This window comes from Thermanaerothrix solaris, assembly GCF_032334255.1.
In the GTDB taxonomy this organism is placed as follows: domain Bacteria; phylum Chloroflexota; class Anaerolineae; order Anaerolineales; family Anaerolineaceae; genus Thermanaerothrix; species Thermanaerothrix solaris.
The window spans coordinates 621,691-643,419 of the sequence record NZ_JAUHMF010000001.1 but is presented as its reverse complement, the minus strand read 5'-3'; the positions used below and the strand labels follow the sequence as shown (position 1 = coordinate 643,419).

General features: G+C 51.2%; 21 protein-coding genes. 4 read left to right on the top strand and 17 right to left on the bottom strand.

From position 1 onward, the window contains the following. The first annotated feature begins 93 nt into the window (after window positions 1-93). The 3 genes from QYE77_RS02895 to QYE77_RS15305 all read left to right on the top strand — a co-directional run bounded on the left by QYE77_RS02895 (window position 94) and on the right by QYE77_RS15305 (window position 4,004). On the top strand, window positions 94-2,346 hold the full coding sequence (locus tag QYE77_RS02895) for a GAF domain-containing protein (protein ID WP_315623851.1): 2,253 nt from the start codon (window positions 94-96) through the stop codon (window positions 2,344-2,346). Then, a complete protein-coding gene (locus QYE77_RS02890; RefSeq protein ID WP_315623849.1) occupies window positions 2,336-3,433 on the top strand; it encodes a response regulator in 1,098 nt (365 codons plus the stop codon). The genes QYE77_RS02895 and QYE77_RS02890 overlap by 11 nt, the downstream gene beginning before the upstream one ends. A 97-nt stretch (window positions 3,434-3,530) precedes the next feature. Further along, window positions 3,531-4,004, top strand: a complete 474-nt coding sequence (locus QYE77_RS15305) for a YkgJ family cysteine cluster protein (protein ID WP_399389316.1) — start codon at window positions 3,531-3,533, stop codon at window positions 4,002-4,004. A gap of 25 nt (window positions 4,005-4,029) precedes the next feature. Here QYE77_RS15305 and QYE77_RS02885 read toward each other — a convergent pair whose 3' ends face one another. From QYE77_RS02885 to QYE77_RS02870, 4 genes are all read right to left on the bottom strand, one after another. Further along, complete coding sequence (locus tag QYE77_RS02885) at window positions 4,030-4,425, bottom strand: zinc ribbon domain-containing protein (protein ID WP_315623848.1); 396 nt, start codon at window positions 4,423-4,425, stop codon at window positions 4,030-4,032. A gap of 119 nt (window positions 4,426-4,544) precedes the next feature. Then, window positions 4,545-5,975 (bottom strand): sensor histidine kinase, encoded by a 1,431-nt coding sequence (locus QYE77_RS02880; protein WP_315623847.1) that lies wholly within the window; start codon window positions 5,973-5,975, stop codon window positions 4,545-4,547. Further along, window positions 5,972-6,676 carry a response regulator transcription factor gene (locus QYE77_RS02875; protein ID WP_315623846.1) on the bottom strand — a complete coding sequence of 235 codons (705 nt, stop codon included), beginning with the start codon at window positions 6,674-6,676 and terminating at the stop codon, window positions 5,972-5,974. Before QYE77_RS02875 ends, QYE77_RS02880 begins: the two co-directional genes overlap by 4 nt. Window positions 6,677-6,690: 14 nt before the next feature. After that, window positions 6,691-7,347, bottom strand: coding sequence for a corrinoid protein (locus QYE77_RS02870; protein WP_315623845.1), 657 nt, complete (start codon window positions 7,345-7,347; stop codon window positions 6,691-6,693). Between the two features lie 95 nt (window positions 7,348-7,442). On the opposite strand from QYE77_RS02870, the gene QYE77_RS02865 reads away from it, so the two are divergent. Then, window positions 7,443-9,338 carry an ASKHA domain-containing protein gene (locus QYE77_RS02865; RefSeq protein ID WP_315623844.1) on the top strand — a complete coding sequence of 632 codons (1,896 nt, stop codon included), beginning with the start codon at window positions 7,443-7,445 and terminating at the stop codon, window positions 9,336-9,338. Here the strand turns inward: QYE77_RS02865 and eda are convergent. The 13 genes from eda to QYE77_RS02800 form a co-directional block, all read right to left on the bottom strand. After that, entirely contained in the window at window positions 9,317-9,982 is a 666-nt protein-coding gene (eda, locus tag QYE77_RS02860; RefSeq protein ID WP_315623843.1) for a bifunctional 4-hydroxy-2-oxoglutarate aldolase/2-dehydro-3-deoxy-phosphogluconate aldolase, read from the bottom strand. The genes QYE77_RS02865 and eda overlap by 22 nt on opposite strands. An 11-nt stretch (window positions 9,983-9,993) precedes the next feature. Then, window positions 9,994-10,926, bottom strand: coding sequence for a phosphotriesterase family protein (locus QYE77_RS02855; RefSeq protein ID WP_315623842.1), 933 nt, complete (start codon window positions 10,924-10,926; stop codon window positions 9,994-9,996). 19 nt (window positions 10,927-10,945) lie between these two features. Further along, window positions 10,946-12,073 carry a uroporphyrinogen decarboxylase family protein gene (locus QYE77_RS02850; RefSeq protein ID WP_315623841.1) on the bottom strand — a complete coding sequence of 376 codons (1,128 nt, stop codon included), beginning with the start codon at window positions 12,071-12,073 and terminating at the stop codon, window positions 10,946-10,948. Window positions 12,074-12,088: 15 nt separating this feature from the next. After that, window positions 12,089-13,384, bottom strand: a complete 1,296-nt coding sequence (locus QYE77_RS02845; RefSeq protein WP_315623840.1) for an FAD-dependent oxidoreductase — start codon at window positions 13,382-13,384, stop codon at window positions 12,089-12,091. A gap of 18 nt (window positions 13,385-13,402) precedes the next feature. Beyond that, window positions 13,403-14,185: an SDR family NAD(P)-dependent oxidoreductase gene (locus QYE77_RS02840; protein ID WP_315623839.1), complete on the bottom strand. Its 783-nt coding sequence runs from the start codon at window positions 14,183-14,185 to the stop codon at window positions 13,403-13,405. Beyond that, complete coding sequence (locus QYE77_RS02835) at window positions 14,182-14,979, bottom strand: SIS domain-containing protein (RefSeq protein ID WP_315623838.1); 798 nt, start codon at window positions 14,977-14,979, stop codon at window positions 14,182-14,184. The genes QYE77_RS02840 and QYE77_RS02835 overlap by 4 nt, the downstream gene beginning before the upstream one ends. 33 nt (window positions 14,980-15,012) lie before the next feature. Further along, window positions 15,013-15,783: a GntR family transcriptional regulator gene (locus tag QYE77_RS02830; protein ID WP_315623837.1), complete on the bottom strand. Its 771-nt coding sequence runs from the start codon at window positions 15,781-15,783 to the stop codon at window positions 15,013-15,015. Window positions 15,784-15,904: 121 nt separating this feature from the next. Beyond that, complete coding sequence (locus tag QYE77_RS02825) at window positions 15,905-16,882, bottom strand: ROK family protein (RefSeq protein WP_315623836.1); 978 nt, start codon at window positions 16,880-16,882, stop codon at window positions 15,905-15,907. 68 nt (window positions 16,883-16,950) lie between these two features. Then, complete coding sequence (locus tag QYE77_RS02820; RefSeq protein WP_315623835.1) at window positions 16,951-17,865, bottom strand: sugar phosphate isomerase/epimerase family protein; 915 nt, start codon at window positions 17,863-17,865, stop codon at window positions 16,951-16,953. Between the two features lie 18 nt (window positions 17,866-17,883). Beyond that, window positions 17,884-19,041, bottom strand: coding sequence for a Gfo/Idh/MocA family protein (locus tag QYE77_RS02815; protein WP_399389881.1), 1,158 nt, complete (start codon window positions 19,039-19,041; stop codon window positions 17,884-17,886). Window positions 19,042-19,081: 40 nt separating this feature from the next. Continuing rightward, window positions 19,082-19,789: a deoxyribose-phosphate aldolase gene (gene deoC, locus QYE77_RS02810; RefSeq protein WP_315623833.1), complete on the bottom strand. Its 708-nt coding sequence runs from the start codon at window positions 19,787-19,789 to the stop codon at window positions 19,082-19,084. Between the two features lie 17 nt (window positions 19,790-19,806). Beyond that, complete coding sequence (locus tag QYE77_RS02805) at window positions 19,807-20,751, bottom strand: ABC transporter permease (RefSeq protein WP_315623832.1); 945 nt, start codon at window positions 20,749-20,751, stop codon at window positions 19,807-19,809. Further along, window positions 20,748-21,725, bottom strand: coding sequence for an ABC transporter permease (locus QYE77_RS02800; protein ID WP_315623831.1), 978 nt, complete (start codon window positions 21,723-21,725; stop codon window positions 20,748-20,750). Before QYE77_RS02800 ends, QYE77_RS02805 begins: the two co-directional genes overlap by 4 nt. Window positions 21,726-21,729: the final 4 nt, after the last annotated feature.

The following is a 21,729-nucleotide window of genomic DNA, read 5'->3' as shown; positions in this document are numbered from 1 at the left end:
GACGCGTTTTAGGGTCTTTACGCCCACGCAATCCTGCATATAATATCCCCCTAATCATTGCCTTTCTTGTCCGAACAGGTGTCCGGTGGCTTTATGTCAGGTGCGGATAGTGACCTCACGCGCATTCTCAATGTTCTAAACCAGTCTTCTACCCTGGTAAATCACCTGGGATTGAGCGATTCCATCACCCTTGAGGGGTTGCTCAATTTGGTAGTTAACAGCGTTGTTGGTATCGTACCCGGTAGTTGCGCCGTGCTTTACCTCTATGATGCTAGCCGAGAGAGTTTTGTCCTTGAATCACGGGCGGCAGCGGGAGAACGTCTTGTGCGTCCCGGTCTTGAGCCTGCTCCCCCGCGTCCTCAGGGCCTGGGTTGGCGGGCGATTAACCGGCAGCGTCGGGTACTGCTGGAGGAAGAGCCCGATTTGGACCTTCCTTTGCAGCGCCAGCGTGAGGGTGCGATTACAGGAGCGGCATTTCCACTGATTGTGGCCCGGCGGGTGGTGGGGGTTTTGTATGTTTACCTCTATGAGCCACGTTCGTTCACACCAATCGAGATTTTCGCCTTGGAGAATTTTGCCAATCAGGCGGCGATGGCGGTTTATCATGCCCGACAAGCCGAACGAGCACGAGAAGCCATCTGGCGGCGGGATGAGGAACTGATGCGATTGCGGCGAGCGGGGTTGTTGATCTCTTCTCGCCCTCGATTGGAAGATACCCTGGAAACTATTCTAAAAATGGCACTAGAGGTGACCAATGCCGAATACGGTAGTTTTCGCCTGGTGGATGCAAGTGGAAAGTATTTATTGCCCAGTGTTGTGATTGGTAAATCCATCCATAGTCAAGAAGCCGAGAAGTTACCGATAGATGCAGGAAGCGTCACCGGGTGGGTAGCCTTGCATCGTCAACCTCTATGCATCTCTGATGTGACCGAAGATCCTTGGGCTAAAATGTACTCTCCGTTAGACCCTGGGCTTGAGATCCGGGCTGAATTGGCCGTGCCTTTAATTGGCGCTAGTGGCAGGGTTGAGGGTGTGTTGAATTTAGAAAGCCCCAATCCCGGCACATTTTCAGAAGAGGATAGCCGTCTCGTACAGGCTTTGGCAAACCAGGCAGTGATTGCCATCCAAGAAGTTAAGTTGCTGGATGCATTGCAAGAATTGACCGAGAAATTGTTAACCGAACCTTGTCCTAAGGTCTTACACTACTTAGTTAGTGTGGCTTGTCATCTTTTGAATGCGGCCACGGCAGCTATCTGGCTTTTGGAGGGTGAAAGCTTACGGCTGGCAGCATCATTGGAAGGTCATCAGCACGTTGAACGCTTACCACTCAACAGTTCTTTAATAGGGCGAGCGGTCCTTTATCGCGAGGTGGTTATATCCACCAATTTACCGGAAGAGGCATGGTTCTTTCGTCCAGAATTAGCCCGTCAACAGGGATGGCAACGGGCTCTGGTAGTGCCGCTGATCGAGCACCATCAAAGCGCCAAAGCAATAGGGGCTTTTGCGGTGTATAGTACTCAACAAGATCCGGGGCATTTCATTGAGTCAGATTGGGATAAAAAGGTGCTTACCATCTTAGCGCGGTATGCCGTGCTGGCGGTAGAAAGCGCGGAGCGCCAGGAGGCCATACGGGCGGCACATGAACGTCAGATGCTCAGTGAAACGTTTGCGGCTTTAGGCGATGTTGCTGCCAATCTGCTTCATCAGATGAACAACAAAATCGGGATCATCCCGGTCAAAATTGAAAGCATACAGGAAAAGAGCCGTTCAATATTGGAAAAAGACGCCTATCTTGCGCGCAACTTGGAGGAAATCAAGGAAACCACGCGCAATGCTCTAAATGCTTTACGCGAGAGCCTGATCCTTTTACATCCGATCCAACCTGGCCCTGTTTCAATCCTGGCTTGCGTGCAAGGAGCATTGCGTTCGTTGTCTTTGCCCTCAGGGATTGAAGTGTCTCTAATTAACTTGGAGAATTTGCCCTGGGTGGTTGCCAGTGAGCCCAATCTGCGTTTGGTATTTCAGAATCTCATCGAAAATGCGTGTGAGGTCTTGGGAGGAAAGGGCAAAATTGAGATTTCTGGTCATCTTGAAGGCCAATGGGTTGAAGTCAGGGTTACCGACAATGGCCCTGGTATTCCTCCTGAAATTCAGGATCGTATTTTTGAATTGCACTTTTCCAACCACAAGCCAAGCCATATCGGCTTTGGACTTTGGTGGGTCAAAACGCTGATGACGCGTTTAGGGGGTTCGGTTAAGGTGAGAAGCCATCCCATGCAGGGTACGAGTTTTTACTTGCGACTTCCGGTAGCCTCTGAGAGTAAGGAGGACAGTGGTGAGGCGTAGCCGTTTGGGACGGGCGCTTATTGTTGAAGATGATTTAGCCTGGCGTTCTGCTATTGGTGAGGTGTTGACTGAGGAAGGGTTGGATGTAGACTTTGCTGAGTCCGTGACTGTGGCACAGGCATTAATGCGGCGTCATGCCTATCGCCTGGCTATCGTTGACCTCTCGCTGAGTGAATCGCAACCTGATCGGCAGGGGTTATTGGTTTTGCAGGCAATCCGTCAGCAAGCTCCGCTCTGTCCGGCAATTTTGCTTACCGGGTATGCAACGGTAGAAATTGCCGTTATGGCCTTACGTGAGTACGGTGCGCTAACGTGCTTACGTAAAGAAACCTTTGGTCGGATGCATTTTCGTAGTTTGATCCGGGAGATCTTAGCAACTGCCCCAGTGGTAGTTGGGGAGGAAAAGGATTCTCCTGAGCCCTCTCTTATAGAAGGCGGTAGAGAAAAAAGAGAAGAGAAGCGACAAAGTGCCTTAGTGGTAGACGATGATGCGGGGTGGCGTAACTTCCTTGGCGAGTTATTGGGAGGAATGGGCTTTCGGGTTCAAACTTGTGCTGGCTTGGGAGAGGCCCTAAATCGTTTGCGTCGTGCCCACTTCGATTTGGCTGTGGTTGATCTCTCTCTCATGGAACCGATGAATACAAATCGGGAAAACGTTCAAGCGGGGACTGGCGAGGAGTTAGGTGGAGTGCGGTTATTAGATCATACCTATGCACGAGGAATTCCCACCATTGTGGTCAGCGGTCTTTCATCACCGCGATTGATTGAGGCCTTGTATCAGGGAGATAAGATAGTCGCGTTTATCGAGAAACGGACCTTTGAACGAAGAGTTTTTTTGGAAATCGTTGAGGAAATTCAGGCTCAGCAAGGGAAAGAAACACCGTTGGGTTTACTCTCAGGTCGAGAACGGCAGGTATTAAATTTTTTGGTCGAAGGACATTCAAATCCACAAATTGCTCAGGAACTGTTCATTTCCCTTAATACGGTTAAACGTCATTTGAAATCTATTTTCGCTAAGTTAGGGGTGCGCAATCGTGCCGAGGCAGTTGCGTTGGTTTTAAGACTCCGGGAACGAGATCGCACTTAAGGGGCCTAAAAACCTTGGCAGCGACCAAGGAATGCAGTAGTAATTTATACTGAACGATGTTATTTTATTATTACTACTTGGGCAGGGAACAGTGGCTATGAAGGCCAAGGGTGAAAATCCTTGCCGAACATGTGGTGCTTGTTGTGCTTATTTTCGGGTTTCATTCTATTGGGGAGAAACCGATAAAGCACCTGGGGGCTATGTGCCAGCTGAACTCACGGCTCCCCTTCCCCCTTTTTATCATCTTATGCGTGGTACAGACCGTAATCCACCGCGGTGCATTGCCCTGGAGGGTGAAGTCGGGCATTCAGTGCGTTGCCGTATTTATGAGCGGCGGCCTTCACCCTGTCGTGACTTTGGTGTCCAGTGGAGAAATGGGCGGGTGGAAATAACCCCCGAGATGCTCGAGCGATGCAATCGGGCACGGATGGCCTGGGGGTTACCACCCTTGAGCGTAGAAACCCAGCAGACGCGCACCAGCCTCTCTTCTAAAGTGGCAGAAGGGACTACACGGCGCAGGAAAACAATTCGGGACTTCCCTTCTTCGGCGAGAAATCATCCGGCAGTCTAACGTCTGCCGGATGATGAATGTCTCTCTAATGAGTTGGAGGGGTTTCTTTTAGCCGGGTTCCGCAATAGGGACAAACCAGCCAATCGGATTGGATTGGGTGTTTGCATTGTGGGCAGAGCAAAGCGTTTGGCGGTTGAGGCGTTGAGGGTGTATTGGGGGAGACGTAGCGTATTAACCATACAATCCCCACAATCAACAGGACCAGGAGTAAAAGCGGGGTGAAGAGCATCAACAACGGCCATAGCCAACCGACTACGGGAGGGTAGACCCAGCGATGCATACCCCAGAGATGCATAGGCATTCTATAAACGCCATAGGTCCACTGACGGGCAAAAAAGAACGCCAGGCTGATCAGAAGGGCTAGGATCAGTAATCCTCCAATAATGAGCAGGACGGTTGTCCAGGGAGATTTCTTGTTCATTCTCACCTCCACGATACAAATCTAAACGTAGTTAGGTAACACCACGTTTCAAATCTTAAGCCAATCTTATGAAGATTTCATCAATGGGTTATGAAGAAGATTTGAAGATGGGAATAAGGTTATTCAACTTGGGCTTCGCTATTCCAATTGGATGTACGTAGAGGGAGAATAACCTCAAATCGGCTTCCTCGCCCTGGGGAGCTTTCTATTTCGATTCTCCCGCCATGAGCATGAATGAGATCCCGGGCAATGGTTAGGCCAAGTCCTATGCCTTGGGGGAAGCGTTGGGCTGTGCTACCACGTTGAAACGGCTCAAAAATTAGAGATTGCTCATCCGGGGAGATACCGGGTCCGCTATCGGCTACAATGAAGTGGAATTCAGACCCATCAGCAAAAACTTGAACGGTAATTTTACCGCCACTCGGTGTGTAGCGAATGGCATTGTGGATAATATTGCCCAGTGCTTGGGCGAGGCGATCTGGATCAACATTTAGAGCAGGCAGTACACTGGCAATTTCCACATTCCATTGTTGATGTTTCTCGCGAGCGGCCTGCGCCCAAGGGGCAAGGAATCCAGCAATCCACTCAGATGTGTTAATCGTTTGGGTGTGGAGTTCAAAAGTGCCAAAGGCTTGATCATGGAGATGAGCCAGTTCATCGGTCAATCTTCGGAGACGGTTCAATTCTTGATCCATCCCCTGAAGCAGATCATCGCGCAACGCAGCATCGTTTGTGGCTCCTGAACGAAGGGCTTGGACAGCGGAAATGAGAGCACTTAGTGGAGTTCCTAATTCATGAACCAGGTTGGCCAGCAGACGCTTTCGACTGGTCTCGAGGGTCTGCAGTCGCTCGAGAAAGGCGTTGAACGCCCTTGCTAAAAGTCTCAATTCTTGCGGCCCCTCCTCAGGAATGGATTGAGGGGGAGTTATACCTAACGCCAGGGAATAAGCGGCATGGCTCAGCCGTTTAATGGGGCGTTCAAGATCTTGAGTAAATCCCAAGGCCAGGAAAATACCTAGGACAAGGCCTGCGCCACCGGTGAGCAAAAGAATCCACACCAAAGCAGTTGTGCGGCGTGTAAATTCGGCAAAGGGCGTACTGAGAAAAATGTAGCCTTGCAGGTTATTTAAGGAATCCCGAACAGGAGTGAGGAGCCCCTCATCGTTTCCAACTTGGGCCAAAACAATATTGCCTTGTGAAAATGCGTTGTTCGTGCTGGGAAATTCAAAACGGGTGCCGATAAGCAACGTATCACCTGAATTCGATGAGGCAATAAGTTCGCCTTGGGGATCGAAAAGGAGCAGGCGGGTGGGAATAATCTCTGCCATGCGCATCAGGACATCCTGAGCGAGGCGGCGATTTTGCCACACATCAGGGCGATTTGCAAGCAGCTCAGAGGCAAGAAGCGCCTGGCGAGAATAGTCGTTGAGGAGATTGTTTAGAATGATCTGGGAACGCAGTAGGGATGAACTGGCAAATATCACGACTGGTAATATGATGACCAGAGGAGCAATGCTCAAAAGTAATAGGCGAAAGCGTAGACGGTTCATGTTCTATTTTCCAGCGGGACATAACGATAGCCGACTCCACGAACGGTCAATATTCGCTCGGGATGATTAGGATCGGATTCGATTTTTTCGCGTAGCCATCGAATATGGACATAGACCACTTGTGGTTGACCCTCGAACTCCGATCCCCAGACCTGAGTCAATAGATCCTCCGTGGAAACAACCTGGGGGGAGTGACTGGCCAGGAGATATAATACATCAAACTCACGCGGAGAAAGCGAAAGGGGAGTACCTCGTAGTGTGGCCTGCCGGGTTTGGGGGTCGAGCATGAGGTCTCCGAGTGTAATCGGCTTTAGTGAGATAGGTTGAGGTGGACTCTCGGTGCGGCGTAGAACGGCTTTAATATGGGCGACAAGGACGTCAATATCGAAGGGTTTGGTAACATAATCGTCGGCGCCTAATTCTAGCCCCAGGATCTCATCCAGTTCGCGCCGGCGGGCGGTTAAAAGAATAACTGGTAACGATGGCCACTCTCGACGCAATATGCGCAGCGCTTCCAGACCATCCATTTCGGGTAAAGTGATATCCAACAGGACCAGATCGGGTTGGTTGATCTTAAGCCAAGCCAAGGCGTCTTCCGCTGTGGCAACTGCATGCACCTTATAACCGGCACGTTCCAGGTTAAAACCCAGGGAGCGGCGGAGCAGGGCATCATCATCCACAAGTAGAAGCGTTCGAGACACTGATGACGCTCCCCTTAGGATGGCTCAGTAAAGGTTGAGAGTAGGTGTTTGGCTAAAGCGACGGCACGGCTGGCATCTGGGGCGTAACCATCGGCGCCGATTTGACGTGCAAACCCCTCGGTCACCGGGGCACCTCCAATCATCACACGCACCCTCTCGCGCACCTGTGCACGCTCCAGAATTTCGAGGGTGAGTTTCATATTAGACATGGTGGTGGTTAAAAGAGCCGACATACCGAGCAAATGAGGTTGGTGTTCTTCAATGGCGGCTAGAAATTTTTCTGGTGAGACATCGGTGCCCAGATCAATCACCTCAAAGCCGGCCCCTTCCAGCATCATACCGACCAGATTTTTGCCAATATCATGCAAATCGCCTTTGACTGTGCCCAAAACGACTTTGCCAAGAGGCTGAATGCCTTGTGCCACCAAGAGAGGCCGCAAGCGGTTAAGACCGGCTTGCATGGCCCGGGCGGCAACCAACATCTCGGGGACGAAATATTCGCCCTCTTCAAATAAACGTCCAACTTCACGCATGGCAGCGATAAGACCCTGACTTAATATTGCTTCGGCGGTCAGTCCTTGTTCCAGGGCTTGCTCAATTCCTTCAAGGGTGCCCCGGGTATTACCATCTACTACGGCTTGAAAAATTGAGGCAATGGTTACATCAGGCATAATTCCTCTCAAATTTGCGACTTATTCAATTATAACTACTCGGAGTTGGGAGAAACTATAATTGATTGAAAATGTGTTGAGGGTATTCGACCGCTATGCCAAACGTTGTTATTTATCCTGAGGGTAAAACGATTTCTCTTAAACCAGGGGAGAATCTACTTGAGGGGCTGCGAAGCGCAAACATTGATGTGTTTGCCCCGTGTGCTGGAAAGGGGTGGTGTGGAAAATGTGCTGTCATCGTAGAAGCAGCAGACCCAGAAGCGCTTTCTACCCCCACACCGGAGGAAATAGCTTTATTGGGGCAAAAGAAAAACGCTCATAATTGGCGTCTGGCTTGTCAGGTTGAGGTTCGAGAGAATGCCGTTATCCGTATCCCTGTCGAGAGCAGGCAACGTCGCTGGATTAAGGAGAAAACATTATTCATTAGTGAATTCCAGACCGAGCCGGTTATACGACTGTGCCAGGTGGTTCTTCCGGCTCGAGATATGCATAATGCTATGGGATGGTTGGACCAGGTGGTTGAAACGGTAGAGTCCGTCGCCGGAATTCAACCCTTAGCCTGGTCACAAGACGTCAAAGAGACTTTATTGCTTAGCAATAGCTCGGAATGGGCCAGAGCTACCTTTACGCTGCTCGGTGAACAGGAAGTGGTTCATGTTCAGCCTGGCTTTTGTGACCATAGTTATGGCGTTGCGATAGATATTGGAACAACCACATTAGCAGTTTATCTGTGTGACTTAGTTGAAGGGCGTATTTTGGCATCAGGCTCTGCTCTTAATCCTCAGGTTACCTACGGAGCGGATATTATCTCACGGATTGCCTATGCTCAGACCGATTTAGAACGCCGTAAGCACTTACAGAAGATTCTAATTAAAGAGCTAAATTCATTGATTGGGAGGTTAGCTCATCAAACGAATATTCGGACAGAGGATATTATCGAGGTCGTTCTGGTTGGAAACAGTGTGATGCATCATCTTGTGTTAGGACTAGATCCTTCTGGGCTGGGAAGGATACCTTTTAACCCCATGGTGCGGACAGCATTGGACTTACCGGCGGTTGAAATCGGCTTGAAATTAGCCCCGACAGCGCGATTACATGTACTTCCATTGAAGGCGGGCTACATTGGTGCTGATGCTGTGGCAGCAGTTTTGGGAAGCGGATTGGAGACAATCGAAGGAAATGCCTTGTTGATGGATATGGGGACAAACGGTGAAATTATCCTGAAGCATGGGAGGCGCCTGTTCTGTACCTCTGTGCCATTGGGGCCGGTTTTTGAAGGGGCTCAAATTACCCATGGGATGCGGGCTGACATCGGGGCGGTTGAGCACGTGCGTTATGATCCACGTCGAGGGAATTTTCAAGTCACATGGATTGGACAGGATAATGGTTCAAAAGGGCATGGGTCGGTCAAGGCAAAGGGCTTTTGTGGTTCTGCAGTTATCGAGATCGTTGCCGAGGCGCTTGCGGCGGGCTTAATCCGTCCCGATGGACGGATTGTAAACAGTGATGTGCCTTGCGTGACCCGGGCCGATTCTGGCGAACGGGCATTAGAAATTGTGTCTGCTTCTGATACTTATAATGGTTTGCCTCTTCTCTTTACTCAGAAGGATGTTCGTGCGGTGCAATTGGCGAAAGGGGCTTCAAGTGTGGGGATAAGACTTTTGTTGGAATATGCCGGTTTGGAAAAGCGTGATCTTGCCAGGATATTCCTTGGGGGCATTTTTGGGACGATGATCAGTCCACTTCATGCGTTGGCATTGGGGATTCTCCCGCCTGTTGATCCCCAACGGATTCGAGCCGTGGGGAACGTCGCCGGGGCAGGGGCATGTATGGCATTGCTTAATCGGTCTCTACGCCAGCGTGCAGTTACGCTAGTTGAACAAATGGAATATGTGCCATTGCCCCAAGACCAGGAATTTCAAGATTATTTTATTGAAGCCCTACAATTCTCAACATCCGAGGAGGCACGTCATGTCCTGGGCTGGGATTGAAAGGCGTGCAACCAATTCAGAGCCTTCCGCACCGCATCTTCGATGAGATCGAACCTTTGAGTTACTATCCATTCACGACGCAATAATTCACTTCCCATTCCAATAGCAACTGCGCCGGCTTCCAGCCAGGCATGGATCGCCTTCTCTTCCAGCGGGATTCCTCCGGTGGGGAGGATCTTAACCCAGGGCATGGGACCGCGCAGGCTGCGAAGAAGAGCTGGTCCACCCAATGCGGCAGCGGGAAAGAGTTTGATAATTTCCACTCCGTAGGAAAGTGCGTTCACGATTTCTGTGGGTGAAGCCGCGCCGGGGATATAGGCAACACCATGACGATGGCAAAGGGAAGCAAGGGATGGATCAAAGATGGGGCTGACAATAAAATCCGCCCCTTGAGCAATGTAGAAGGCAGCCGTAGGCGCATCTAAAATGCTTCCAACCCCGAGCACACAGTCTTTGTTAAACTCCTGGCGCAGCGCAGCGAACACAACCGCCGCTTGTTCACCTCGATGAGTAAATTCAATCACTTTAGCGCCGGCCTGTAAACAGCATCTCGTTACGTCAATGGCTACGGAAATCTGCGGTGTATAAAAGAGAGGAACCAACCGAGTTGACAGAATGGTGTTGTAGACTACAAGACGGTCCATGAACACCTCGGTTACTTTTCCACCCACGCCAGGAACCGAGCCGGGTTCTCGACCAAAAAGCGCTGGACAATGGTCTTATCAATCCCTTCCTCAATTAGACGGGACACAAACCGCCATAAGATAAAAGTTAGGCCGGGCCCTTTTCCGAAGCCAAAACTGGGCCAGTAACTCTTACGTGCCAGATCGGCTGAGAGCATGATCTGATCGGCATGACCATTAGCAATTAACAGCTTGATCATATCTATGCGTAGGTTATCAGATGCATATTTTTCTTTACCAATCTGGTCAAAACCTAAATAAACCCCGGTGCGGGCGATAGCGAGTAGATAGTCCGACTCTAATTTGCGATCGAGGTGACCAATGAGAATACGGTGCGGAGGAACACCTTCTGCGGTCAGGTGTTGAATTTGCTCTAAAGCCATGGTGCCGGCTTCGGTGTGGGTGGAGATAGGGGCTCCAGTGGCACGGTGTGCTAAAGCCGCAGCTGTGAAAACTACGGCTTCAGTTGAGGTTATCTCATTTAGGCTGCTGGATGCTTTAATCACCCCGGCGCGCACGTCGGTGTTATCTATGCCTCGTATTAGGTCGCGGATCATCCCTTCGGCTAGAGTTTCGGGTGATTTATCTGCCACCCATGGAGCGCTGAACTTGGCCTTGTTGTACCCGGTGGTAGCGATGATGTGGACACCGGTGGTTTCAGAGATCCGCCGTAAAACCAATGGGTCCCGTCCCAAGTCAGGGGTGGTCATCTCAACAATGGCGCTACCGCCGGCTTTTTTGAACCAAGTGACTTCGCGGATCGCAGCACCGGGATCGTCCAGGCGTAAATCGGGGTCTTGAGTCGCAAAAGGTTCCGGTGGCAGAAAATAAAGGTGTTCGTGCATATAGGTGATACCCAAATCACGGGGATCTACATCACCACGTACGGTACGGATCCAAGCCATTGGTCTTTCCTGCCTTTCTTTAGATTAATATGGGATAGCGTCCGAATTCCCGTGCGGCTTTGAAAAGGGTCACTACGTTTTGAGGGGGAATATCGGGCTGAAGATGATTACTGGGAGCCAGGATATATCCTCCCCCTCTTGCCAAAAGATGCAAGCGCGTCTTGACCTCTTCAATCACGTGTTCGGGTGAACCCTGTAAGGCTTTCTTGATATCAATACCGCCCCAAAAAGTCAACCTTTCCCCATATTGCGCCTTAAGCGCGGCCCAATCTACGTTAGATAAGGGTTCAACACTATGGAAGGCATCTATGCCCAGGTCGGCTAACCGTCCCAGAAAAGGAGCCATATTGCCGTCCGAGTGGAAGAGAATTTTGATATGCGGGGACAGGTCGCGGATGATACCAATGAGACGTTTCCAGACTGGGGCAAAGAAATGGTTAAACATGCGTGGGGAGATAATAGGCGTTTCTCCCGCGTAGTCATCTCCGGGTAGTTCTAGGATGTCCAGCCATTTTCCGGCGGCCTCTAGATAACGGATGAGAAGTTGTTCTAAAACTTGGGCAACATGATAGATCAAGGTCTCGGCAAAGGTGGGGTTTTCGACCAGATCAACCAGAAACTGCTCGGTTCCGCGCAGAGTACAACAGCGTTCGAAAAGCCCATAAGAGTCGGGAGCACGCCCTACAACTGCGTAATCCGTGCGTTCGCGCAGGTGTTGTGCCCGTTCTATCAGTTCTTCAAGACGGAGGAAGCGATCCACCTGTGGCCAGGGATAATCCTCCAAGACTTCCAGAGTGGCATTGGCTAGCGGGTGGGTAGTGGCGGTGAGATAGGGCCCGCTTTGGGTATATGTAACCCCCCAGGCATCCGCACCTCCACCCTGTTGCGGTCCACCAAGATCGGTAAACCCACACCACACGTGACGCACATCTATATCTAGGGCTTCAAGGATGCGATCATCATAGTAATTTACGGTATGCCCCAATCTGCGGCGGAAGGGAGGAAGAGGGTGATTGAGGTTGAGATATTCAACGAGTTTAAAATACAAGCCATCAGTGACCCCGTAGGCACTGCCCCACAATGCCATGGGCACGCGGTCGGGCTCGGTATGGTGTAAAGCGGCTAAGACACGTTCACGGTGGTTCATCGTCAAGCATCCTGATTAATCTAGAATGGCGCCGATTTGGCGGAGGCGATTTTGAAGTGAGGGTATGGAAACCTCACTCGGGGTAGTGTGATGATGAATTGCCCAGGCGGCGGCTATGCCAGCTGCCTGCCCCATAGCCATACACTGCCCCATACTACGCACGGAGGCGTGGGCATCGTGATCCGCGGAGAGACAGCGACCGGCAACCAACAAACCATCACAATGAAGGGGGATCAAACAGCGATATGGAATATGATAGGTTTCACCTTCAGGAAGATACTCCCAGCGAGTGTCAGCTCCTGAGTGATGTTCTTCGATGGGTGCGCCGCATTGGGCAATGGCATCGTCGAATTTGCGCGCGGCAAGGACGTCCTCGCGCGTGAGGCGATATTGACCATAAATCCGCCGACTCTCACGTACACCGATTTGCACGCTCAAGCCAGCCAGATGCGCATTCTCATAACCCGGGATGCGTTCTTTTAGAAAACGAAAATATTCCAGCGCCTGACGGCGACCTTCAATTTCTGCCCAACTCAGTTGTTCGATGTCGGTGGGATCAATATTCACCACACGAGTCATATTTGTGGCCATGGTGCCCGGTAAAGGTGTGATATGGATACTGCCTTCCTTGCGAGGTAAGTTGTAGCCGCCTTCAACGATAGCTTGAGCCATGCGTTCATGCAATTCATTTTTGCTAATTTGCAAGGCACGCTGAGTATCTACATTGAGTAAACGAAATGTGGTTGTCAATGCTTGGACAGGGCCATTGGCAGCGCTTTCATAGGGCACTCCAGCCAGCGCGGCGATATCGGCATCACCAGAAGCATCAATGACAACCCGTGGCCGAACACGGAGAAAACCGCTCTTGGTGGCAAGGAAAACAGAGGTTATGCGTCCTTGATCTGTTTCAACATCTACTGCCAGGGCATGGAAAAGAATTTGTACCCCGGCTTGCATTGCTAAACTTTCCCAAACAATTTTCAAAATATCGGGATTATAGGTGATGCCATTACCCGCCCCGTAGGTATTAGGACGAATGAGCATGGCATCGTATCTCTTAAGGTTGGTGATGACCTCATCCGGGATTCCGCCGATGACTTTACGGGGGTGACTCCCAGGGGTGAAGAAACCATAAAATGTATCCAATACCTGAGTGCTGGTGCCACCCAAAAAACCATAGCGCTCAACAAGCAAGGTGTTTACGCCCTCCCGAGCCGCGGCGATGGCTGCAGTGACCCCAGCAGAGCCACCACCGATGACAAGCACATCTGTCTCTAGCTCTTTATAGGATGAGCGTCGCACCATATCCATGGCAATCTCTCCTTATCTTCACAGTACAGTCCAGCCACCATCAACAGTCAGAACGGCTCCGGTAATAAACGCTGCCTTATCCGAAGCAAGGAAGAGCGCGGCATGTGCCACATCTTCGGGACGCCCAAAATCCCCTGTCAGGGGTTGGAGAGTGGCAAGGCGTTCACGGATTCTGGGATCGTCCTGAGCGCGACGGCTCATTGGAGTGGCAATTAAACCTGGGCAGATAACATTGGCGCGAATATGGTGTGGTGCGTAATACGCAGCAATGGCACGAGTCAGGGCGATAACGCCCCCTTTACTGGCTGCATAGGCATGAGTTGCAAAGTCCTCATCGCCACCCACCAAACCCAGAACAGAAGCAATGTTAATCAATACTCCCTGCTTGCGAGGAAGCATCCAGCGGATGGCGGCACGTGATCCCAGAAACGTGCTGCGAAGATTGAGATCCAGGGTGAAATCCCAGCCCTCATCTGTACATTCGGCAATTGGGCCATCTCCATGCTTGCGTCCACTTCCTCCTGCTACGTTTACCCAGATGTCAAGGTGGTCGTAGTGATCCTGGATCATCTGAAGCGCACGTTCCAGCGATGGGGAGGAAGTCATATCGGTGGGGATGAACATACCCTGACTGCCGGCAGCCTGAATATCACGCAGCCATTGCATTTCGGCTTCGGGATTAATGTCCAGGCCAACAACCTGAGCACCATGTTGAGCAAAAATCAAGGATGTCGCTCGTCCGATGCCACTGGCGGCGCCAGTGATGATGGCTATTTTTCCCTCTAGCCAATTTCTACTCACTTGTCACCTCCACAGCGCCCGTATACGCGCTGCACGCGTGCACGATAATCATCATAACAATCTTCGAACCGTTGGCGTGAGCGTTCTTCACCCAGGAAGTAACTACTGGTTAGCACCAGGGGCGGCTTACCCAATTGGGTTAGGCGTTCGGCGATGGCGCACTTAAGCGCGTTAACAACGGCTGCTCCCCCAATCGTTGAACCGGGACCGACTGGATCCTCTAGTCCCTCGATCCAAACCATGGCATCTCCGGCAGGGGTGCAATTATCAATAACAATATCGGCGATATCAATCAATTTTTGCCCTGAAGAATGTAGCGCGCGCACGGCTTGGCAATGCTCGACCGATACCACGGCAATTAAAGGCATGCCTTGACGTTTTGCTTCCAACCCAACTTCCACCACCACCTCATTGACTCCACTGTTAGAAAAGATCATGAAGACATCGGGTGGGGCAAAAACAAAATTACGCATAATAACTCGTCCCAAGCCTTCCACATGTTCTAAAAACATGGCCTGCCGCTGTCCATTAGCGCCCACAACAGGATTGTGGTAGGTCAGTGAGAGTTCTACGATAGGGTGAAAACCCGGAAAACTACCGTGGCGGGGAAACATTTCCTCCACCATCATTCGGGAATGACCGGTGCCGAAAAGATGCACCAATCCCCCATTGGCAATAGTATCCGCGCATAAATTGGCGGCTTTTTCGATAACTTCCAATTGCGTTTGGCGGATGCGGGTTAGAATGGCAGCAGCCTTTTCGAGATAATCAACCGCAGCAAAGCTGGGGCTCATTTTAGATACCTCCCCGGAAAAAATGCTGTGAGTTCAGAGCGTATGGACGACCGTGAACTCAAAAAGATCTGAACGGTAATAACTCAGGGTGTGTTCAATGGGTTCGCCATTTTCGAGAAAGGCCGTGGTTTTGACCAATAGCAGAGGTGCTCCGGGCATAGTTTGTAGTAGTTCGGCTTGGTGAGGAGAGGCTGAAGCAGCACTGAATGTGTGGGTAATGCGAGCGATAATCAAGTGGTATTCTCGCGAAAGAATTGCATAGAGGGAATTGGTATTGAAATCAAAGGTCTCAAGCCCAGGGCAGTGTGCGGTTATGATGGTGGCATATTGAATGCCCAAAGGTTCAGAATCCCCCAGGCGCAATCGGTTCAGGTACAAACATGGCGCCCCTTGTAGGGGTTGCAGGGGTTCAGGGGCGGTTGAATCGATCACGCCCAGCGTTTGTTTCAGTACAATAGAATGAGGGTGTTTACCCATCTCTTCTACCTGCTGAGAGAAGGAACGATCCAGGAAGAAGCGCTGAGCGCTGTTTTGAGGTGCCAGAACATAGGTTCCGATGCCACGATGACGCTCCAGCCAACCTTCATCTACAAGACGGAGGATAGCACTGCGTACCGTCTGACGCCCTACATGATAGAGGTCACACAGGGTTAATTCCGGGGGAATTAAGTCGCCCGGTCGTAAAATGCCGCTGCGGATCAGCCGCTTGAGGTCAGCATAAACTTGATAATACAAGGGTAGGGGGTTATGAGGGTCAGTGGGATGGATATCAAGCGCTAGATTGAACGTTTTTGAAGAGGACATCACCTTCATCTCGGGGTGGGATTCGTGCAGGATTATTATAAGTCGTTTTTTGTCTTTAAATCCGAATGTTCGGACAAAGCGCTCCGAATTAATCTTCAACCGTCCGCTATGTGCGGGTGATTCATGAATTTTCGTGATTATGATAAGCCCACAGGGCTGCCCCAATGACCCCGGCGTTGTTACCAAGAACGCTGGGGACAATTTCGACGCGTTCCTTGGGGGCAACAAAGACTCGTTTGTGTAACGTGCGCCGGATGGGATCAAGAAGCAAATCCCCGGCTTGGGCAACGCCACCAGCGATGACGACCCGTTGAGGGTTGATGGCGACCACGACATTAGCCACGGCGGTGCCGATATACCCTCCGGCAATTTCAAAAATCTCGCGAGCGACGGCATCGCCGTTGCGGGCAGCGCGAGCGATGATCTCAGGAGTAATGCGATTCAGATCATAATCCACCAGGGAGCCGATTTGAGTGGTCCATCCCTGTACCACTGCCTTCATGCCCATAGCGGCAATGGCAGGACCTGAGGCAAACACCTCCACGCAGCCATAGTTACCGCATCCGCAGCGAGGGCCGTTGACGTCTACCGTGATGTGTCCCAATTCTCCAGCAGTCCCTCCGAAGCCGAGATGCAGTTGACGATTAATGACCAGGCCGCCACCGATCCCGGTGCCAATGGCAAAGCAGGCCATGGTATCCACGCCCTGACCCGCTCCAAAACGCCATTCCCCAAAGGTGATGGCACGCACATCGTTAAGAATGACCGTAGGAAGCGTCGTTCCCTTTTGAATATATTCGGCAAGCGGAATATTAGGCCAGGTTGTGGGAAGGTTGGGCAGGAATAGGACGATCCCGCGTTCCATATCCACCGTGCCCGGTACTCCAATGCCAATTCCACCGATATCATCTAGGGAAATGCCGCTTTCTTTAATGATGCGATGAAACAGGTCTATCATGCGTTGAATGACGGCGTTGGGCCCCTCGCGGGAGAGGGTGGGCGTTGAGATGGCATGACGAACCGAACCATTGGTAACATTAACCAGCGCTGCGCGTAAATTTGTGCCACCTAGATCACATCCAATGTACCATTCCTTCATAGTCACCTGGGTTAGGGGAGAAAATTTTGGGGAGGGGTTATTTATTTTAAACCCCTCCCGAGATTTCGTTAATGAACGTAAGGCCGGAGCACATCGCGGGCGATCAGAAAACCGCGTTTTACCAGATCCTCAGTGCCCTCAAAGGCGCGATCTTCGTGTTCAATGCTCAGCACATAGTCATAGCCGACGCGGTAGAGCGCACCGATAAATTTGCCCCAGTCTACCTCGCCAAAACCGGGTAGACGCGGAACTTGCCAGCCCATGCCCTGCGAGAGCACGCCATGATTATAGAGACCTTCACGGTCAATCATCAGATCCTTGGCGTGGACATGGAAAATGCGATCTTTGAACTCATGGACTACCCGTACATAGTCAATCATTTGTAAGATGAGGTGGGAGGGATCGAGATTTAAGCCGAAGTTTTCATCTGGGATGATCTCCCACATCTTGCGCCAAATCGCGGGGGTGCTGGCGAGATTGTTTCCGCCCGGCCACTCATCATACGTGAAGATCATTGGGCAGTTCTCAATAGCGATCTTGATCCCATGTTCTCGGGCGAACTTGACGATCGGCGGCCACACTTTGGCATATTCTTCTAAATTCTGGGGGACGGTCTTGTTTTTATCCTTGCCAATAAAGGTGCCCACAATGGGGACTTCAAGCATTTCTGCAGCAAGAATTACCTTCTTAAGATGCTCGATCACCGTTTGGCGATGATCTGGATCGGGATGAAGCGGATTTGGATAATATCCCAGAGAGGAGATCTGCAATCCGTAGTGTTTAAGCATGGCTTGAATCTCTTTAGCCCCGGTAGGGGTTAGGTTGGTTACATCAATATGAGTTACCCCTGCATAACGACGTTCGGCTTTGCCGGGCGGCCAGCAGGCGATTTCCACCATTTCAAAACCGTTTTCTGCCGACCAGGCCAGGAATTGCTCTAAACTCCACTGGGGAAAAGCGGCGCTGAACAATCCGAGTTTCATGGTAACCTCCTGTTCAGATTAGAGATCGTATTGCACCTCAACCCAACGGCCTTCTTTGGCGCTGCGTTCAATCGCTTCGGCGATTAGCATTTCGTGATGCCCGTCCAGGAACGTAGGGAAGTCGGTAGGGGCAGTGTAATCTCCGCGTTCAATATAAGCGTAGATTTTCTTGAAAAGTTGCTTGAAGATGTCCGGAAAGCCCTCGTTGTGCCCACCCGGGTAGGATGTAATGGCACGGGCTTCAGGGGAGAGCAGTGAAGGATCTTTCAGCAATAACTCATTGGGTTTGTCGCGATATCCTAACCAGAGTTCATTGGGACGCTCTGAGTCAAACGCCATGGCTGCCTTTGAGCCGTCAATCTCAAAATAGAGACGGTTCTTCCGACCAGCACATACCTGGGCGACTGTCACAACCCCACGCACATCATTTTCATAGTGAAGAAGGATCGAGGCATAATCTTCGGTGTAAATCGGCTGGTCAATATAATCTTCAGGGGTCAGAAGTTTACCCGTGTATGTCTCGACGGGTTTGGAGGGTTTCTTACGCACTGGTATAAAAGTTTTGAAATCCGCAAACACCGCTTTAACTTTAAGGCCGGTCAAGAATGTCATAAGATCCAACCAATGCGAGCCAATGTCGGCCACTGCCCGTAACGTCCCACCTAATTCTGGTTCAAGACGCCAATTCCAATCGGTAGGATAGAGCAACCAGTCTTGGAGGTAGGAACCTTGCAGAATGAAAAGATCACCCAATGCCCCTTGCTGAATTACCGACCGTGCATGATGCATAAGGGGATAGAAGCGGAGATTAAAGCAGATGGCGTTGACCAGACCCTTATCGCGGGCAAGTTGCACCAGTTCAGCCGACTCACGGCTATTCATCGCTAGGGGTTTGTCACAAATGACGTGTTTGCCGGCTAAAAGAGCGGCTTTGGCTTGGGGATAGTGCAGGTAGTTAGGGGTAGCCAGGTGAACAGCCGTGATTTCAGAATCGGCGATCATGTCGTCAAAGGAATCGTAGGCTTTAGGTATTCCTAACGCAGCGGCTTTTTGCTGGGTTTCTTCGCGAGAGCCGGTAACCAATCCTAAAACTGGAATATTGATGCGCCTAAGTGCTTCAATATGGGCGGGGCCGATAAAACCAGCACCGGCAACCCCAACTTTGATCTGTGCCATCTTGCTCATGGTTATTCCCTCCGAGTGAAAAAATTTGCCCCTACTGACTTGTACTCGAGCGCGCACGGAAAGCGTCCAATATGGCGGCAGTGGCAGTTGCCCCAACGCGGGTCGCGCCGGCATCAATAATTTCAAGGATGGCTTCTAGGGTTCGGATACCACCGGCGGCTTTCACCTGAACGCGCGGGCTAACCGAGGCGCGCATTAGACGCACATCCTCCACTGAGGCTCCGCTGGGCGCAAAACCAGTGGAGGTTTTTACAAAATGTGCGCCGGCTTGCTCGACCAACTGGCAACCGCGCACAATTTGTTCCTTGGTCAGATAAGCATTTTCGAGAATCACTTTAACGATGTTACCTTTGGCTGCAGCAACAACAGCGCGTATATCCTCACGCACGAAGTCGTCGTTACCAGAACGTAACTCCCCGATATTGATAACCATGTCCAATTCTACGGCCCCGTCTTCAAGTGCCTGGAGGGCTTCGGCGACTTTAATCGCAGTAGTTGAGGAACCATGGGGAAATCCTACGACTGTGCCCACAACAACGTCACTGCCCTTCAAAATCTCACTGGCTAGCCGGACATGGCAGGGTTTCACACAAACTGAAGCGACATGATAACGTGCGGCCAGTTCACAGCCTTGAATCACCTCAGTGCGGGTAAGTTCCGGCCGTAGTAGCGAATGATCAATGGTTTTCGCGAGTTGCTCGTAGGTTATCGTCTGACTGTTCAAAATAGGGTAAGCCATAAAGACCTCTCCAGGATTTATTGTCGTAATGCGCGCTGGCGACCATAGGCGGCTAGCAGGACAAGCAAAATCAACCCGTAGACGATTTGGCGGAGATGTTCTTCCATTCTTAAGGTAGTGAGTAGGCTGGTAATCAAGGTTAAGACAATGGAGCCCGCCATGGTCCCCCAGTAACTTCCCACGCCGCCAGAAAGGACGGTCCCGCCCATGACGACTGCCGCAATTGAGGGAAGAGTATAGGGGTTGCCCAGGTTGAGAAAAACCCGCTCATAGTAGCCAAGGAATATAAAACCGCCAAACGAGGCTAAAGTGCTACAAAGCATGTAGGTAGTAACAACCGTGGCTTTGACATTCACCCCCGAAAGGCGTGCCGTAACGCGGTTGGTGCCGATGGCAAAGAGGTTCTTACCATATCGAGTACGCTGTAACAGCAGCCACATTAGGCCGGCAAATGCAGCCCAGATATAGAGAATGCCGGGAATACCAAAAAGGAGGGGTTCAGTTGTGATCTTAGATAGCAGGGGTGCGGAACCGCCCTCCAGACTGCCTTGGGTTACCGCGAAGATTAACCCCTGGATCACCGTGGCCATACCCAAGGTCATGACCAGGGGCGGAATGCGTAAATAAGCCACCCCAATGCCGTTTAGTGTACCAATGATCACTCCCGCACCCAGTGAAGCCAAAAAGCCGATCCAGATGCGGTCGTCACGCTTGCTGATTAGCCCGTAGGATATGATGGCACCAAGGGTGACCATGGCACCTACTGAAAGATCAATCCCTTCGCTCCCACTGATGATGACCAGGGTTTGACCTGCGGCGACAATACCCAGGAAAGCGGCTAGACGAAGGATGTTCATGGCCAATTCAAACGAGGTAAAACCGGGTTGAATCAGACCACCCAGGAAAAATAGCACGATGGCCAGGGCAAGCGCGATGAGGGTAGGACTGATGCGTCGTTTCATGAGTCACGCCTCCCACGGATAAGCGCCCATATACCCGGTCCGGCTAAGATAAGCATCACAGCCAGACCATTTACCAGCGTTTGCCACCAGGAAGGCACGTTGGCAAACGAAATGATGTTACGAATGATGGCTAAGATGAACACCCCGAGGATGGTGCCGATAACACCCCCGCCTCCGCCGCTGAGGGCGGTGCCGCCCAAGACAACCGACACAATGGAAGGCATCGTCATATCTAACCCAATGAGGGCGGAACCGGTGCCAATGGACATGGTGAGCAACAACCCGCTGAGGGCTGCCATCAGTCCGGAGGCAACATAAGAAAAGAAGCGGATCCATTCAACCGGGACGGCGCTCATGTAAGCGGAATAAGCATCACCTCCGGTGGCATATAAGTAACGCCCAAAGCGGGTCGAACGTAGATACCACCAAATTAAAGCCACACCCAGGATGACCCAGAGGGGAAATGTGATCCCTAAGGGTGAACTGCGGTAAGGTTGCATAAAAGATTCGGGTACACTGCCACCAGGTCGCGGTAGGATCCACACAGCAATGCCGGCAAATATCGAGGATGTAGCGAAGGTGGTCACCAAGGGTTGAAAGCGTAAAAAGGCGATGCAGGCGCCATTTAGTGCTCCCGCTAGAATGCCAGCCAGTAAACCCAGGGATACGGCCATCAGGACCTGGGATTGGGTCGCCTCTGCCCCCATGCGGGTGACTAAGATGACGTTAACCATGGAGACGACGGAACCCACTGAGAGATCAATCCCTCCACCAATGATAACGATAGTTTGCCCTGCTGCCAGCAAAACCAGGGGAAGGTAGGTCCGCAAAAGCCCTACCAGGGCAATCGGTTTGAAAAAGTTCGCCTGTAAACTGGCGTTAATAACAACGCCTACGATTAGCAAGAGGAGCGAAAAAAGGAAATACTGGCGCCCTAAGCGGCGAAGCAGTCCAAAGTTCAATGCTGCTTTCATGACC